The sequence below is a fragment of the Streptomyces sp. NPDC020898 genome (assembly GCF_044333925.1).
Taxonomy (GTDB): domain Bacteria; phylum Actinomycetota; class Actinomycetes; order Streptomycetales; family Streptomycetaceae; genus Streptomyces.
In genome coordinates, this window is sequence record NZ_JBIRRV010000013.1 from 153,703 (window position 1) to 168,250 (window position 14,548).

Here is a 14,548-nt window from a genome sequence, read left to right on the forward strand (position 1 = left end):
CCACCCTGTCCGCGTGAGCGGGCAACCCGTCCCGCGCGGCCTCCGCAACCGTCCCCGGCTCCGTCATCGCGTCGCCCGCCGAGCCGCGTCGACGACGGCCCAGGCCGCCGCCGCGTCCTGCACACCGAGTCCGACACTGTTGTAGAAGACGATGTCGTCGGGGCCGGTCCGGGCGGTCCGCGCCCCGGTGAGGACGGATCCGAGCCCGATCAGGTCCGCACGGGCGAGCAGTCCGTCCCGCAGGGCTGCGACGACCGGACCGGCGTGCTCCGCCGCGGTCTCCGGGTCGTCGACGACGACGGCCGCGGCCCGTCGTACGACCCCGGCGTCGACCTCGCTGCGGGTCGGCTCGAACGACCCCACGCTGACCACCGTGCACCCCGGCGCGAGCCACGCGCCGCGCACGACGGCGGTGGTGCTGAGCGTGCAGGCCGCGACCAGGGACGCCCCGGTCACCGCCTCCTGGGGGGTGCCGGTCGCCTCGGCGGCGACGCCGAGTTCGGCCGCGATCAGCTCCGCCGCCCGCGCGCGCCGCTCCGGGGTCGGGCTCCACACCCGTACCACCTTCAGGTCCCGCACCCTGGCGACGGCGCGTGCGTGGGCGAGTGCCTGGGTGCCCGAGCCGAGGAGGGCCAGTTCGGCGCTGTCGGCGGTGGCCAGGGCGTCGAAGGCCACCGCGCTGGCGGCGGCCGTACGCAGGGTCGTGACCGCCGTGCCGTCCATGACGGCGGCGAGTTCGCCCGTCACCGGGTCGAGGACGGTGATGACAGCGTGCACGGTCGGCAGGCCGGCCGCCGCGTTGCCGGGGTTGACGCTGCCGAACTTCGCCACCGCGCCGGTGTCCCTGGACAGCCGGGAGACGTACGCGAAGACGACACTGTCGTCGAAGCGGCTGGGATGCATGATCTTCCCGGGCAGATCAGGCGCACTGGCACCACCCGCACCCAGCGCGCCGAACGCCGCGCGCTGCGAGGCGATCGCCGTGCCGGTGTCGAGCAGAGCCGCCACCTGGTCCCGGGAGAGGAAGAGGACGTCATCGGTCATTCCCTCTTCCTTTCCGGAATCGGGGCTTCTGGCACCCCCCACGCGCGTCCGAGTGACGTGCGCCCCCTGATCGGGACTCCCGGCCGGGTCTCCCGGTCAGGTCTCCCGGTCAGGTCAGGACCAGTGGGCCACCGCGTCCAGGTGCGGCAGGACGTGGTCGAGGCGCTCGCGCTTGGTGCGCAGGTAGGTGATGTTGTTCTCGCACGGCGGGATCAGCAGCGGCACGTCTTCCGCGATCTTGATGCCGTGGCGGAGCAACGCCTCGCGCTTGCGCGGGTTGTTGGACATCAGACGCACCGACCGGACACCGAGGTCGTGCAGGATCTCCGCCGCGACGCCGTAGTCCCGGGAGTCCACCGGCAGGCCCTGCGCGAGGTTCGCCTCGACGGTGTCCAGGCCCTCCGACTGGAGCTGCATCGCCCGGAGCTTGGCGAGCAGACCGATGCCCCGGCCCTCGTGCCCGCGCAAGTAGACGAGGATGCCGCGGCCTTCGGCGACTATCGCGCGCAGCGCGGAGTCGAGCTGGTCACCGCATTCGCAGTGCTGGGAGCCGAAGGCATCGCCCGTCAGGCACTCGGAATGCAGCCGGGTGAGAACGTCGTCCTCGGTGATCTCGCCGTAGACCAACGCCACTTGCTCGTCACCGCGATCGTGGTCCATGTATCCGACCGCCCGGAAATCCCCGTACACGGTGGGCAGCGGCGCAATCACCACGCGTTCGACTCCCGACGGCTGGGAGGCTTTGCCGAGTACGCCAAGTTTTTCTGTCATGATCTGGTTCCTAAGCAGAGACGAAAGGCCGTGAGAACATGGATGATTCGGGAATACCGGGAATACGGTCGACAGCGTCCGCGCCCTTGCCGGCTTCCGTTGCGTTGCCGGCTGACGGCGTACTGCCTGTGGACACTACGGAAGACGTACGGACACGAGCCGCCGGCGTCTCAAAGCAGGTCGCCGTTCTTCCGGTCGGCAGCTTCGAACAGCACGGCCCCTTCCTTCCGTTGGCGACCGACACCCTGGTCGCCTGTGCCATAGCGCGGGAGATCGCCGCCACGCACCCGGTGCACCTCCTTCCGCCGGTGACGATCGCCTGCTCGCACGAGCACGCGGCCTGGCCGGGAACCGTCAGCATCTCCTCGGTGACCCTTCACGCGGTAGTACGGGACATCGCCGATTCGCTGCGCCGCTCGGGTGTGGACGCCCTGGTCGTCGTCAACGGACACGGCGGAAACTACGTACTGGGCAACGTCGTTCAGGAATCCTCCGCTCGCGGTGAGCGCATCGCACTGTTCCCGGCCGCGGAGGACTGGGAGACGGCGCGCGAGCGGGCCCAAGTGGTGACCTCGCTGCTCACCGACATGCACGCGGGGGAAATCGAGACGTCGATCCTTCTGCACGCTCATCCCGAATTGCTCCGTCCCGGTTATGAGACCGCTGATTTCGTCGCTGACGACCGCCGGCATCTGCTCACGCTCGGCATGGCCGGTTACACCGATTCCGGTGTCATCGGGCGCCCTTCGCTGGGTTCCGCCGAAAAGGGGAAGGCGTTGCTGGTGAGCTTCGCCGAGTCCTTCGGAGCGTATTTCTCGATGCTCACCGAGGCTGGTTCCGTGGCCGCCGAGGGCGGCGTTTTCGGCGTGGGCGACCAGAAGTAGCGGACGACCAGGACGACCGCGCCGGGCAGCGCCGCCACGAAGCTCAGCACCCCGTACACGACGGCGACGCTCAGCCCCATGCCGGCACCCAGCCCCGCCGCGCCGAACGCCCAGGCGGTGACGCCCTCCCGGGGGCCCCAGCCGCCGACGTTCAGCGGCAGCCCCATCGCCAGCAGCGCCAGTACGGCCAACGGCAGCAACTCGGCTACGGAGGCCGAGGATCCGGCGACCCGGGCGGCCACCACGAACATCCCGAGGTGGCCGGCGAGGACGATCACGGAGGAGAGGGCCACGCCCGGCAGATTCTCGCGGGAGAGCAGGGCCTGGCGGGCCTCGGTGAGCGTGGCGCGTACGGCTCGGGTCCGGCGGGCCGCGACGCTCGGGGCGCGGTTCATCCGGACGGCGACGACGACCGCGACGGCGCCCACGGCGGCGAGGGCCACCATGAAGGCAACGCGGCGGGCCTCGGCCATGACCGGCGACGGCTGGGTCAGCAGCACCGCGGCACCGACACCGAACAGTGCGATCTGTCCGGCGGCCCGTTCGAGGACGACCGCACGGACTCCGCGCCCGACGTCACCGGCGCTCTGCCCGTGCCGTACCGCACGGTGCACATCGCCGAGGACGCCGCCGGGGAGGGCGGCATTCAGGAACAGCGCGCGGTAGTAGTCGGCGATCGCCGGTACGAGGGGCAGACTGATCCGCAGGCTGCGGGCGACCAGTGCCCAGCGCCAGGCACTGAACACGGTGGTGAGCAGCCCGATCCCGAGGGCCACGAACAGGGTCGGTACGTCGATGCGGCGCAGGCCGTCGAGGAAGACACCGGTGCCGAGGCGCCAGAGCAGCACGCCAAGGATCGCTGCGCCGGCGAGGGTTCCGAGGTGGGGGCGGATGCCTCCGGCGGCTCGGCGGAAACGGCTTCGGTGCGCTGTTTGGGGGGCGCCTCGGTCCCCGACGAAGCCGACGACTCCGGCTCGGCCGGCTGAGGAGCGCGCCGCAGGATATGTGGCTCGTTGGCCGCGGGCCGGTGGGGGCTCGTCGCGCAGTTCCCCGCGCCCCTGTCGGGGCGCTGTCGCGCGCCCGACTTCCTCCACCGTCTGGACGCTCATGACGTCGGTCCGTCCGTCGGCCTGGCCAGGGCGAGTAGGTCGCTGTGGTGGACCTCGACCCGCAGTTCGCCGGCCGCGCAGGCTTCCAGGCGCTCGGCGAGGTACTTCTCGGCGCGTGACCTCATCGCCGGGCGTTCCTCCACCGCCGCCGCGACCCAGCCGCGCAGCCACTCCGCGGTGAGCGGGGCCTCCACGGGGCCCAGGCGCCAGGTGCTCGGGTGGACGTGGACCGTGGCGCCCCGCTGGTCGAAGGCCTCGCAGGCCGCCGTGACCGCGTCGGGGCCGAGCAGTCCGGCCCGTCGCTGGTGGGCGTTGAAGGCGTCGGCGATGTCCCCGTCCAGCGGGTCGGCGGCGCTGAGTTCGACGCGGCCGGCCACGGACAGGGTCAGCAGGGCCGGGCAGCCGGCGCCCGCGCAAGCCGCGGCGAGGGCGTCGACCTCCTCACGGGTGAGGACGTCCAGCAGGGCGGAGGCGGTGACCAGCGAGGCGCCGACCAGCGCGTCGGAGGTCAGCCGGGCGACATCGCCGCGCCGTGTCTCGACGGTCACGCGGCTGCCGTCGGCGGCGGCGCGCGGCGAGGCCACGGCGGCGAAGTGCAGGAGGTAGGGGTCGCGGTCGTGCAGGACCCAGTGCTGGGCGCCGTCGAGCCGGGGTGCGAGCCAGCGGCCCATCGAGCCGGTGCCGCAGCCCAGGTCGTGGATGACGTGCCCGCCCGCCTTCCCTGGCAGGTTGGCCAGCCGGATGCGCAGCGGGTCGAGCAGTTCGACGGCGCGCGCGGCCGCGTCGGGGCCCTCGCGCAGCTCCAGCCAGTCGGGGGCGTACCGGGGCGGGTCGTCGGGTCCGGCGTCGCGCAGCCGGATCGTGCCGCGCTCCCCCGGGCCCACCGGCCCGGCGCCGGCCTTCACGTCCCGCGGTCCGGCGTCCCGGGGCGTCGGCTGGGCCGGAATCCCGGCGGCGGGCCTGGCGTTCGCGTCCACCGGAGTCACCGGCCCGCGTCGCTGGATCTCGGCCGCCGCCGAAGTCGTGATGGTCGTCGCCTTCTTCATGCCACGCTCCTTGCTTCCCGGGGGATCCGCCCCGGCGCCTCCACGAGACTCCGCAGCACAGCCACCCGACGCCCCCGAGCGGCGACCGACTCGCAGTCGACGTCCACGGGCATCACCGAACCCCACAGTCCCGCCGCCGGCCCGGCCGAAGCCGTCACCGTCGTCGCCGTCCTCATGCCGCCCTGCGAGGTTCCCGAGAGAATCCGCCCCCGCATCCCGACGGCACTCCGCAGCGCAGCCGCCCGGCGTCCCCGGGCAGTGATCTGCTCGGTCGGAGCCGTGATCGCCGTTGCTTCCCTCATGCCGCCCTCCGAGGTTCCCAGGGAAGCCGGCCCAGTACTCCGGCCAGACTCCGTGCCGTCGCCGCCCAGCCGTCCAGGGCGGCGCGGCGGCCTCTCGCGGCCGCCTTCAGGCGTCGGCGGACGTCCGCCTCGCCGAACCAGCCGCGCAGTTCCGCCGCGAGCGCCGCCGGGTTCTCCGGCGGTACGAGGATGCCGGGGACCCCGCCGTCGGGCGCGCGTCCGACCGCCTCGGGGAGGCCGCCGACGTCCGTGGCGAGGACGGGGATGCCGCGGGCGAGCGCCTCGGTGACCGCCATGCCGTAGGTCTCCGCGTAGGAGGTGAGGACCATCAGGTCGGCGGCCGCGTAGCTCGCGTCGAGCTGGGCGCCCGCCTGGGGGCCGGCCAGGTGCAGGCGGTCCTCCAGGCCGTGCTGGGCGATCAGTGCGCGCAGTTCGGCGACGTACTCGGGGTCCTGTTCGAGCCCGCCGACGCAGACGCAGCTCCACGGCAGGTCGGTCACCGCGGCCAGCGCCTCCACCAGTCGGTGCTGGCCCTTGCGCGGGGTCACGGCCGCCACGCAGAGGAGGCGGGAGACGCCGTCGGTGCCGGAGGCGAGGGGGGCGATGTCGGCGCCGGGGGCCGCCACATGTACGCGGTCCGGGGCGAGTCCGTGGTGGGAGACGAGGCGTCGGACGGCCCAGTCGCTGGTCGCGATGACCGCGGGTACCGCCCTCAGGGTGGTCCGCTCCAGGGCGTCCAGTTCCGCCGCGACGACCGGGTCGAGGCCCGTCTCGTCGCCCAGCGGGAGGTGCACCAGCACGGCGAGGCGCAGGCGTTCGGCCTCCGGGACGATGATCTCGGGGACCCCGCAGGCCACCAGACCGTCGAGCAGGACGACCGTGCCGTCCGGCAGGTCGCTCAGCGTCCGCGCCAGTTCGGCGCGGGCGTCCGCGCCGGGCCGGGGCCAGTCACCGGCGACGGCGTGCTTGTGGACCTGCCAGCCGAAGCCGGGCAGGTCGAGGCTGATCCGCCGGTCGTAGGCGTTGCCGCCGCTCGGCTTGGCGGGGTCGTCGACCCCGCCCGGCATGACGAAGTGCACGGAGCGCAGGGACATGGGGATGATCGCCGCGTTCTTGAGGGCCGCGTTCTGCACGGGCACGTAGTTGAGCGTCTGCACCTGAGCCTGTACCTGTGCCGGGGCGGCCGAAGGGGCCGCCGGGGAAAGGGGAACCGCGCGGTCGAGGGTCGTGTCGGTCACAGGGCACGCTCGTAGCTCGCCCAGGCGACGTGCGACTCGTGCAGCGTGACGGTGAGACCCGCCAGGCCGCGCGCGCCCTCGCCCAGGGCGCCCTTCTCGATCCGCTCGGCGAGCCGGTCGGCGATCACCTTGGCCAGGAACTCCGTGGAGGTGTTGATGCCGGCGAAGTCGGGCTCGTTGTCGAGATTGCGGTAGTTCAACTCGCTCACCACGGCACCGAGCTCCTGGGTGGCCAGGCCGATGTCGACGACGATGTTGTCCTCGTCCAGCTGTTCGCGGCGGAACGTGGCGTCGACGAGGAACGTCGCTCCGTGCAGGCGCTGCGCGGGCCCGAAGACCTCTCCGCTGAAGCTGTGGGCGATCATGATGTGATCGCGAACGGTGATGCTGAACAACGGACGACCCTCCAGGTGCGGCGCGTCTTGCCTCGTGCTGATCGCTGCCGGGGCATGCCGACTAGTACGGCTGGTCCCGGCGGCTTGTTCAACGGCTTGTTCATGTGCCCGATTCCTCTTTTCGGAGGTCAGGCGATTTTGTCAGTCGGCGTCCGGATAGCGGACGCGGTGACAGAGGGCCGGGATCTCCCCGGAGGCCAGTTTCGGCAGCACGTCCGGGAGTTCCTCGAAGGCGCTCTCCCCGGTGATGAGGGCGTCGAGCGCCGGGTCCGCCAGCAGGTCGAGGGCGAGGGCGAGCCGGTCGGCGTACGTACGGCCGGGCCGCGCCGACGGGGACACCGTCCCCACCTGGCTGCTGCGGACGGTGAGCCGCCGCGAGTGGAACGCCTCGCCCAGCGGCAGGCTGACGCGCCGGTCGCCGTACCAGCTCAGCTCGATCACCGTGCCCTCGGCGGCGAGGAGTTCAAGGGAACGGGTGAGTCCCGCTTCCGTGGCGCTCGCGTGGACGACGAGATCGCACTCCCCCCACGCGTCCTGCGGCAGCGCGAAGTCGACGCCGAGCGCCTCCGCGATCTTCGCCCGCCCGGGATCGGCGTCCACCAACTGGACGCGCACACCCGGGAAGCGGGCGATCAGGGCGGCGACCGACGAGCCGATCATCCCGCCGCCGACCACCGCGATCCGGTCGCCGGCCAGCGGCGACGCGTCCCAGAGGGCGTTCACGGCGGTCTCCACGGTCCCGGCGAGGACGGCCCGTTCGGCGGGCACCCCGTCCGGCACGGGTGTCACGGCGCCCACCGGAACGACGTACCGCGTCTGATGCGGGTAGAGGCAGAAGACCGTACGGCCGACCAGCGCGTCCGGGCCCTCCTCCACCACGCCGACGTTGAGGTAGCCGTACTTCACCGGACCGGGGAACTCGCCCTCCTGGAAGGGCGCCCGCATGGCCGCGTACTGGCTGACGGGAACCCCTCCCCGGAAGACGAGCGTCTCCGTGCCGCGGCTCACACCCGACCACAGGGTGCGGACGAGGACCTCGCCCTCACCGGGCGCCGGCAGCTCGACGTCACGGATTTCTCCGTGGTCCGGCGAACGGAGCCAGAACGCACGTGCGGCGCGAGTCATCGGAGTTCCTCCTGAACGCATGGGAAGTTGTTCACGTACCGAGATGTGCACAGTCCGCGCACAGTACGCGGCATGATCCACTCTGTACATACGGCGGAGGACGAGCGGTGGCCCTGAACAACACGTACGACGCGAGGCCGGCACAGCAGGAGAACGCTCTGGGGGCGGGCGTCCAGATCCTGGTGCTGGTCCTGCTCGGCTCCGCGATCGGCCTGGGCCCGGCGGGCTGGCTGACCGGACTGGCGTTCGCGATCGCCACCTGGGCCGTCCTGTCCCGTGCGCTGCACAGGTCCGGCTCGAAGTCCTTCGGCCCGGCCAACCGTGTGACCCTCGGCCGGGCGACGCTGGTCGGCGGAGTGACGGCCCTGGTCGCGGACTCCTTCGTGAGCTCGCCGCCCATCACCCTGTTCGTCGGCCTGACGGCCGTGGCCCTGATCCTCGACGGCGTCGACGGCAAGGTCGCCCGCCGCACCGGCACCTGCTCGACGCTGGGCGCACGCTTCGACATGGAGGTCGACGCGTTCCTGATCCTGGTGCTCAGCGTGTACGTGTCGATGTCGCTGGGCCCGTGGGTCCTCCTGATCGGCGGGATGCGCTACGCCTTCGTCGCCGCCGCCCGCGCCCTGCCCTGGCTGAACGCCCCGCTCCCCCCGAGCACCGCCCGCAAGACCGTCGCCGCCCTCCAGGGCATCCTCCTCCTGCTCGCCGCCTCCGGATACCTCCCCCTCCTGGCGACGGAAGCGGTCGCCGCACTGGCCCTGGGCACCCTGGTCTGGTCCTTCGGCCGCGACATCCTCTGGCTGTACCGCACGTCCCACCCCCGCACGACGATCACCACAGCCACGGTGGAGCAGGAACTGCGCGCACTGATGCCCGCCGAGATGCGGTCCCGGTGAAGGAGGGGCGCGCAACCGCGCCCCAAAGGGGCGCGGGGAACTGCGCGACAAGCCCCCACCGACCCGCAGCAAACGAACAACCCATCCCTCGCGCTTATCGCTCTACGAACGTGAACTCCGGGTCCTGACGAGCGCGAACGCCGCCGCACCCAGCCCCAGTACCCCCACGACCATCCCCGCGATCCCCAGCCCGCGAGCCGTCGAGTCACTGGCCGAGGCCGCAACAGCCTGACCGGCATTGCTCCTCACAGAAGCCGCCGTCGTCAACTTCAGCGTCGGCGCCGGATTCTCCGGCTCCTCCCGCCCCGCCGCTGCCGTCTCGATCCAGCGAACAACCTTGCCGTCGGAGTACGTCTGGAGGGTCTTGAAGGCCAACTGGTCCGTACTGTCCGGGAGCTGACCGAACGCGACGTCGAAGTCCTCGTACTCCCCGTGCCCGATCCGCCCGCCGGACCAGGTGATCTCGGAGACGGCGTCGGTGATCGTCCCGTCGTCCGTCCTGATCGGCGTCTTCAGCTTCGTGGTCGTGACCTTGGCCGTCCAGCCCTCCTCCGGGGTGACCAGCACCCCGAGAACGGGGTGGTCGGTGGGCAGGAAGACCTGGACCTTCGTGGTGCTCGCGGTGTCCTCCTCGTTGGGGACCCGGAAGGTCAGGACGCCGTCCGTGGCGCCCTTCGCGTAGCTCTCGGGATGCACGGTGACGTGCGCGAAGGCGGAACCCGCGGCCGCGAGGAGACCAGCGGCGGCGAGACCGGCGACGACGCCGGCGCGGCGCAGGGTGATGCGTGTGGGGAACATGAGCGGAACTCCGTACTCCGGCACTCCAGTACTGCCGTACCGGTGCCTGGTGACTGGTGTCGAGGGACTTCAGGGCGTGTACGGAATCCCTGTCGGCGGCCCTCGACCGCTCACCGCGTACCGCAGCAGAAGCCGGCGCGGCCGGACGGCCGCCGACGACATGCGCCCCGGCGCCGCGTCGGGCAGCCCGGCCGGGGTGTCCCGCCACCAGGCGGCCAGGCCCGGTACGAGGGCGACCGCCCAACGCAGCAGCGACCAGAGCGCGGCCTCGCCCCGCCGCAGGCACCAGGAGGCGACCAGAGCAGCGACGACGTGGGCGCTCATGACATGAAGGTGGGCGTGAGTATGGACCATCCGCATACCGGGGTGATGCGCGTGAACCACGGTCCGGCCGCGCGCCGCCCCGAAGGCGAGGTGCAGCCCCGCCTGGGTGACCGCCATCGCGCCGCCGATCCCCGGCAGCGACCGTTCCCGTCCGCCGAGCAGCCACCCGGCGGCGAACACGGCCGCGAACCCGGCGCCGTCCGCCCGCAGGGGCGGCGGTCCGCCGGTCGCGAGGCCGTGTGCCGCGGCGGCCAGCAGCACGCACACCACGGCGAACACCGCGGCGCGCAGACTCCGTACCGCCGGGGAAGCGCTCATCGTGCCGGGATCCTCCCACGGGCGAACCCCGGCACAGTCACTGAGCCCTGTATCTCTACTCGGGCCCCGAGGTCTCCGCATCCTCCAGTTCCTTGGCCAGCCGGCGCAGGTGCGGCCCGTACTCGGGGTGGTTGAGCGCCGCGGCGAACTGGGCGGTGAGGTAGGCGAGGGGGTTGCCGGTGTCGTACCAACGCCCGTGGATCACCTGGCCGTAGACGGCCCGGCTGGCGGCGTAGGCGTTGATGGCGTCGGTGAGGTAGACCTCACCGGTGCGATGTTCGTACCAGCGTTTGGTCTGGTCGCGCAGTTCGTCGATGATCCCGGGCGTGATGACGTACCCGCCGATGGCCGCGTACGCGGAGGGCGCGTCCTGCGGGCGGGGCTTCTCGACCAGGCCGGTGATGCGGAGCAGACCGTCGTCGAGGTCCTCCTTGACGACGGGGACGCCGTAGCGCTGCGAGTCGCCCGGGTCCATCGGCATCAGCGCGAGAACCGGGGAGTTGGTCGCCTCGTACGCCTTGATCAGCTGCTGGGCGCGCGGGACCTCGGCGACGAACACGTCGTCGGGCCAGAGCACGAGCAGCGGCTCGTCGCCGATGTTGCGCGAGGCGTTGAGGACGGGGGTGCCGTTGCCGTAGGGGCCCTGCTGGTAGAGGTAGGTGATGTGGCCGAGCCGGGAGAGCTCGCCGACCTCCTCCACGGCGTCCGCGTAGGCGGCCTTGCCGTCCGCCCGCAACTGGTCGACGAGGCCGGGGTTGGGCCGGAAGTGGTCCTGGATCAGCCCCTTGTCGCCGGACACCACGATGGTGATGTCGGTGATGCCGGAGGCCACGAGTTCCCGGACGGTGTGCTCGATGACGGGCTTGTCACCGACGGGCAGCATCTCCTTCGGTGTCGCTTTGGTGAGCGGCAGCAGCCGGGACCCCAGTCCGGCTGCGGGAATGACTGCCCTGCGGATCGTCGTGGCCATAGGCCCCCCCTTGTACGAAAACGCGTACGTTACATCGGTCGGCTGTACTCGGTGATGCTCGGTTGCGCTCGTCGCGCATGGTCGTGCTCAGCGGTGCTCGTCGCCGCTCACCCGCGCGGGTCGGCGCGGGTGCTGTGACGCTACCAATCGGCATGCCCCGCCGCCGCACCCCCCAGACCCCGCAGGTGCTCCTCCGGCCACGGTTCAGGCCCGGCGCGGCAGTACGGCGATCGCCGCGAGGGGTACGACGGCCAGAACCAGCCAGGGCACGGCCGCGGGCAGTCCGGTGTCGAGGAGGGTGCCGGTCAGCGAGCTGCCGACCAGCACGATCAGGCCGGAAACCGACGACAGGGCGCCCGTGTAGAGGCCGAGCCGGCCCTCCTCGGCGAGGTCGGGCACCCAGGCACGGGCCACCGGCGCGACCAGCATCTGACCGAAGGTGAGCAGGACGACGAACCCGGCGGCGGGCAGCAGCCCCGCCGTTCCGGTCCAGCCTGCGGGCCTGGCCAGCGCCACGACGGCGAACCCGGCGGAGATCAGCAGCATCCCGACGATCATCGAGCGGCGCAGCGCGAGCCGGTCGCCCACCAGGCGCGTGACCGGCAGTTGGGTAGTCACGACGAGCAGCGAGGACAGGGCGAACAGCCAGGCCAGCGCGGTCTGCGAGCCGGTCGCGCGCTCCACCTCGTCGGGGAGCGCGAGATACAGCTGGTTGTACGCCAGCAGATAGGCGCCGTACGCGCAGCAGAGTGCGAGGAACCGGCGGTTGCGCAGCAGTGCGCGCACGCCCCCTTTCGCGCGGATGCGCTCCCTGCCGGGTATGTGCTGCGGGAGCAGCCAGGCGTGTCCGGCGAGGACGAGGACGAAGATCCCGGCGCCGGCGAGACACACGACCCGGAAGTCGACGGACAGGAGCAGTCCGCCAAGCAGCGGCCCGACGAAGGCGCCCGCCTGCCCGGCGACGGTGAACACCGCGAGGACGCGGGTGCGCGAGCCGCCGCCCGTCTCCTCCCAGACCACCGCCTGCCGGGCCACCTCGGACTCGACGGCGGGCGAGAACAGCGCGGCGGCGAAGCCGATGAGGAGGACGGCGCCGATGACGGTCGCGGTCGAGTCGGCGTAGCCGAGCCAGGCGAAGCCGGCGATACGCAGGGCGCAGCCCGCGAGCACGACCGGCCTGATGCCGTACCGGTCGGCCAGCATCCCGCCGACGACGAACAGCCCTTGCTGGCTGAAGGTGCGCAGTCCGAGGACGAACCCGACGAGCCAGCCCGCCATGCCGATCCCCTGTCCCAGGTGCTCGGAGAGGAAGGGCAGAACGGCGAAGAAGCCGATGTTGAAAGCGAGTTGGGTCAGGATCAGCAGCCGCAGCAGCGGCGACAGTCGCATCCGGGCGGGCGCCCTGTCCTCGGCGGCGGTGGCGGTGGTGCTCACTGAAAGGCCAACTCTCGTGTCTCCGGGCGTGGTTGGGCCGCGCGCACGGCCTTCCGTTGCCGCCGCATCCTGGGCATCGGCGACAGGCGTATCCGAATGGGCGCCTCCCCCTCGGCGGCGGATGCGGAGGCGGTCACTGGAAAGCCAACTCTCTTGATTCCGGAAGTGGTTGGGCCGCCCGCACGGTCTTCCGCCGCCGTGGGACCGTGAGTCCGGTGGCGGTCACGGCCAGGGCGCCGAGCACGGCGAGTACGGCGGCGGGGGCGAGGACGGCCCAGGGGGCGCGTTCGGCGTACGGCTGGTTCTCGGCGAGCAGCAACCCCCATTCCGGGGACGGGGGTTGGGCGCCGAGGCCGAGGAAGCCGAGGGCGGCCAGGGCGAGGGCGACCGCGGGCAGCCGCAGCAGGGCGTGCCGCGTCACCGGAGGCACTGCGGCGGGCAGGAGTTCGTGCCGCAGGACGTACCAGCGGCCGGCGCCCAGGGCCCGGGTGGCCGTGACATGCAGGGTGGCCCGTTCCTGGCGCAGCAGGGCGGCGGTGTGCGCGGCCAGCGGCGCCCAGGCGACGGTGGTCACGGCGATCGCCGGGGTGGCACCGCCGCTGCCCGCGACCGCGGTGACGAGCAGCGCGGCGAGGACCGGGGGAATCGCGTTGACGGTGTCGACGAGCGGTTCGGACAGCCTGGGCAGCATCCCGAGCACCAGCCCGATCAGGAGGGCGGCGGCGCTGATCGCGAAGGCGAGCAGCAGCGTGTCGAGGGCGCCGTGCCCGACCCGGGCGAGAACGTCACGGCCGAGCGCGTCCGTCCCGAACGGGTGCGCCCAGGACGGGGATTGGAGCCGGGCCCGGGTGTCGAGCGCGAGCGGGTCGCGGGGCAGCCCGAGCGCGACGACACCGAGCAGCACACCTGCGTACACCAGGGGCGGGGTGCGGGCGGCGGGCGGCGCGGGCCGGTGCAGGGAGGACAGGCCTCCGTCGCGCAGGGCGGGCCCGATGAGCAGCCGGGTCGCGATCCTCGTGCCGCCCGCCGCGCAGGCCGCGAGCAGGACCAGGGCGAGGGTGCTCGCCTGGAGTACGGGCAGGTCCTGGGCGATGGCGGCCTGGAGGGCGGTGCGGCCGAGGCCGGGGATGTCGAAGATCTGCTCGACGGCGACCGAGCCGCCGGTCAGCCCGACGACGAACAGCCCGGCGTTGGGCAGCAGTCCGGGCAGGCAGCGGCGCACCGCCTGGCTCGCGATGCGCCGGGCCGGGATGCCGCGCGCGGCGGCGGCGAGTGCCCAGGGCTCGGCGAAGGCGCCGGGCAGAGAATCGTCGAGGAGCCGGCCGAGGAGCGCTCCGGCGGGCAGGCCGATGGCGAGGCCGGGCAGGATCGTCCACTGGAACCCGTACCAGCCGAGGGCGGGCAGCCAGCCGAGCTGGACGCCGACGACCGTGGCCAGCACGGAGGCGGTGAGGAACTCGGGCAGCGCGGCGACCATCGCCGACCCGCTGCCGCCACCACGCCGCCGTCCGCCGCTCCACAGCGTGCGGGCGCACACCAGCGCGGCGACGAGGACGGCGATCGCGAGCGCCACGGCCATCAGCAGCAGCGAGGCGCCCAGTGCCTGCACGACTCCGGGCATGACCTCGGCCCCGGAGATCCAGGACCGCCCGGCGTCCCCGCGCGGCAGCCCGCCGAGCCAGTCACCGAGCAGCCGGGGCGGCCCGGCGTCCAAGCCGAGTTGCTCCCGTACGGCGGCCAGCACGGCCGGCGTGGCCTCGCGCTCGGCCGAGCGGGCCTTGAGCACGGTGAACGCCGGGTCGGTGCGGGTCAGCCAGGGCAGCAGGCCGATCCCGCACACGAGCAGCGCGGCGAGCAGGGCACGCCACAGGAGGGTGCCCACACGACCCCGCAC

Annotated in this window: 14 protein-coding genes and 1 pseudogene; 2 read left to right on the forward strand and 13 right to left on the reverse strand. The window is 72.6% G+C overall.

The features are described 5' to 3' along the window. Positions 1-63: 63 nt before the first annotated feature. Both ACH4TV_RS33685 and ribA read right to left on the reverse strand, forming a co-directional pair. Positions 64-1,044: an ornithine cyclodeaminase family protein gene (locus tag ACH4TV_RS33685; RefSeq protein ID WP_398404866.1), complete on the reverse strand. Its 981-nt coding sequence runs from the start codon at positions 1,042-1,044 to the stop codon at positions 64-66. Positions 1,045-1,158: 114 nt separating this feature from the next. After that, entirely contained in the window at positions 1,159-1,815 is a 657-nt protein-coding gene (gene ribA, locus ACH4TV_RS33690) for a GTP cyclohydrolase II (protein WP_398404868.1), read from the reverse strand. 122 nt (positions 1,816-1,937) lie between these two features. On the opposite strand from ribA, the gene ACH4TV_RS33695 reads away from it, so the two are divergent. Further along, on the forward strand, positions 1,938-2,699 hold the full coding sequence (locus tag ACH4TV_RS33695; RefSeq protein ID WP_398405147.1) for a creatininase family protein: 762 nt from the start codon (positions 1,938-1,940) through the stop codon (positions 2,697-2,699). Between the two features lie 80 nt (positions 2,700-2,779). Here ACH4TV_RS33695 and ACH4TV_RS33700 read toward each other — a convergent pair. The 6 genes and pseudogenes from ACH4TV_RS33700 to ACH4TV_RS33725 form a co-directional block, all read right to left on the reverse strand. Beyond that, positions 2,780-3,808: pseudogene (locus tag ACH4TV_RS33700) on the reverse strand (lysylphosphatidylglycerol synthase transmembrane domain-containing protein); the annotation flags it as partial. Beyond that, positions 3,805-4,854 carry a trans-aconitate methyltransferase gene (locus tag ACH4TV_RS33705; protein WP_398404870.1) on the reverse strand — a complete coding sequence of 350 codons (1,050 nt, stop codon included), beginning with the start codon at positions 4,852-4,854 and terminating at the stop codon, positions 3,805-3,807. The pseudogene ACH4TV_RS33700 and the gene ACH4TV_RS33705, both read right to left, overlap by 4 nt. Beyond that, on the reverse strand, positions 4,851-5,156 hold the full coding sequence (locus ACH4TV_RS33710; protein WP_398404872.1) for a hypothetical protein: 306 nt from the start codon (positions 5,154-5,156) through the stop codon (positions 4,851-4,853). Before ACH4TV_RS33710 ends, ACH4TV_RS33705 begins: the two co-directional genes overlap by 4 nt. Beyond that, a complete protein-coding gene (locus tag ACH4TV_RS33715) occupies positions 5,153-6,394 on the reverse strand; it encodes a glycosyltransferase family 4 protein (protein ID WP_398404874.1) in 1,242 nt (413 codons plus the stop codon). The genes ACH4TV_RS33710 and ACH4TV_RS33715 overlap by 4 nt, the downstream gene beginning before the upstream one ends. Continuing rightward, positions 6,391-6,789, reverse strand: a complete 399-nt coding sequence (locus ACH4TV_RS33720; RefSeq protein ID WP_398404875.1) for a 6-pyruvoyl trahydropterin synthase family protein — start codon at positions 6,787-6,789, stop codon at positions 6,391-6,393. The genes ACH4TV_RS33715 and ACH4TV_RS33720 overlap by 4 nt, the downstream gene beginning before the upstream one ends. Before the next feature lie 141 nt (positions 6,790-6,930). Further along, positions 6,931-7,914 (reverse strand): dehydrogenase, encoded by a 984-nt coding sequence (locus ACH4TV_RS33725; RefSeq protein WP_398404877.1) that lies wholly within the window; start codon positions 7,912-7,914, stop codon positions 6,931-6,933. Positions 7,915-8,021: 107 nt separating this feature from the next. Between ACH4TV_RS33725 and ACH4TV_RS33730 the strand changes: the two genes are divergently transcribed. Continuing rightward, positions 8,022-8,810 carry a CDP-alcohol phosphatidyltransferase family protein gene (locus ACH4TV_RS33730; protein WP_398404879.1) on the forward strand — a complete coding sequence of 263 codons (789 nt, stop codon included), beginning with the start codon at positions 8,022-8,024 and terminating at the stop codon, positions 8,808-8,810. Between the two features lie 102 nt (positions 8,811-8,912). Here the strand turns inward: ACH4TV_RS33730 and ACH4TV_RS33735 are convergent, their stop codons facing one another. From ACH4TV_RS33735 to ACH4TV_RS33755, 5 genes are all read right to left on the reverse strand, one after another. Continuing rightward, positions 8,913-9,608 (reverse strand): YcnI family protein, encoded by a 696-nt coding sequence (locus tag ACH4TV_RS33735; RefSeq protein ID WP_398404881.1) that lies wholly within the window; start codon positions 9,606-9,608, stop codon positions 8,913-8,915. 69 nt (positions 9,609-9,677) lie between these two features. Continuing rightward, positions 9,678-10,250 (reverse strand): hypothetical protein, encoded by a 573-nt coding sequence (locus ACH4TV_RS33740; protein WP_398404883.1) that lies wholly within the window; start codon positions 10,248-10,250, stop codon positions 9,678-9,680. A gap of 55 nt (positions 10,251-10,305) precedes the next feature. Then, positions 10,306-11,220, reverse strand: a complete 915-nt coding sequence (locus ACH4TV_RS33745; RefSeq protein WP_398404885.1) for a UTP--glucose-1-phosphate uridylyltransferase — start codon at positions 11,218-11,220, stop codon at positions 10,306-10,308. 204 nt (positions 11,221-11,424) lie between these two features. Continuing rightward, entirely contained in the window at positions 11,425-12,609 is a 1,185-nt protein-coding gene (locus ACH4TV_RS33750) for an MDR family MFS transporter (protein ID WP_398405149.1), read from the reverse strand. A gap of 178 nt (positions 12,610-12,787) precedes the next feature. Further along, on the reverse strand, positions 12,788-14,548 hold the full coding sequence (locus ACH4TV_RS33755) for an ABC transporter permease subunit (protein ID WP_398404887.1): 1,761 nt from the start codon (positions 14,546-14,548) through the stop codon (positions 12,788-12,790).

Bases quoted from the DNA above. Each gene is read 5' to 3' on its own strand.
- ACH4TV_RS33740 (WP_398404883.1), bottom strand. From the start codon at position 10,250: ATGAGCGCTTCCCCGGCGGTACGGAGTCTGCGCGCCGCGGTGTTCGCC.
- ACH4TV_RS33745 (WP_398404885.1), bottom strand. From the start codon at position 11,220: ATGGCCACGACGATCCGCAGGGCAGTCATTCCCGCAGCCGGACTGGGG.
- ACH4TV_RS33735 (WP_398404881.1), bottom strand. From the start codon at position 9,608: ATGTTCCCCACACGCATCACCCTGCGCCGCGCCGGCGTCGTCGCCGGT.
- ACH4TV_RS33710 (WP_398404872.1), bottom strand. From the start codon at position 5,156: ATGAGGGAAGCAACGGCGATCACGGCTCCGACCGAGCAGATCACTGCC.
- ACH4TV_RS33685 (WP_398404866.1), bottom strand. From the start codon at position 1,044: ATGACCGATGACGTCCTCTTCCTCTCCCGGGACCAGGTGGCGGCTCTG.
- ribA (WP_398404868.1), bottom strand. From the start codon at position 1,815: ATGACAGAAAAACTTGGCGTACTCGGCAAAGCCTCCCAGCCGTCGGGA.
- ACH4TV_RS33725 (WP_398404877.1), bottom strand. From the start codon at position 7,914: ATGACTCGCGCCGCACGTGCGTTCTGGCTCCGTTCGCCGGACCACGGA.
- ACH4TV_RS33750 (WP_398405149.1), bottom strand. From the start codon at position 12,609: ATGCGACTGTCGCCGCTGCTGCGGCTGCTGATCCTGACCCAACTCGCT.
- ACH4TV_RS33705 (WP_398404870.1), bottom strand. From the start codon at position 4,854: ATGAAGAAGGCGACGACCATCACGACTTCGGCGGCGGCCGAGATCCAG.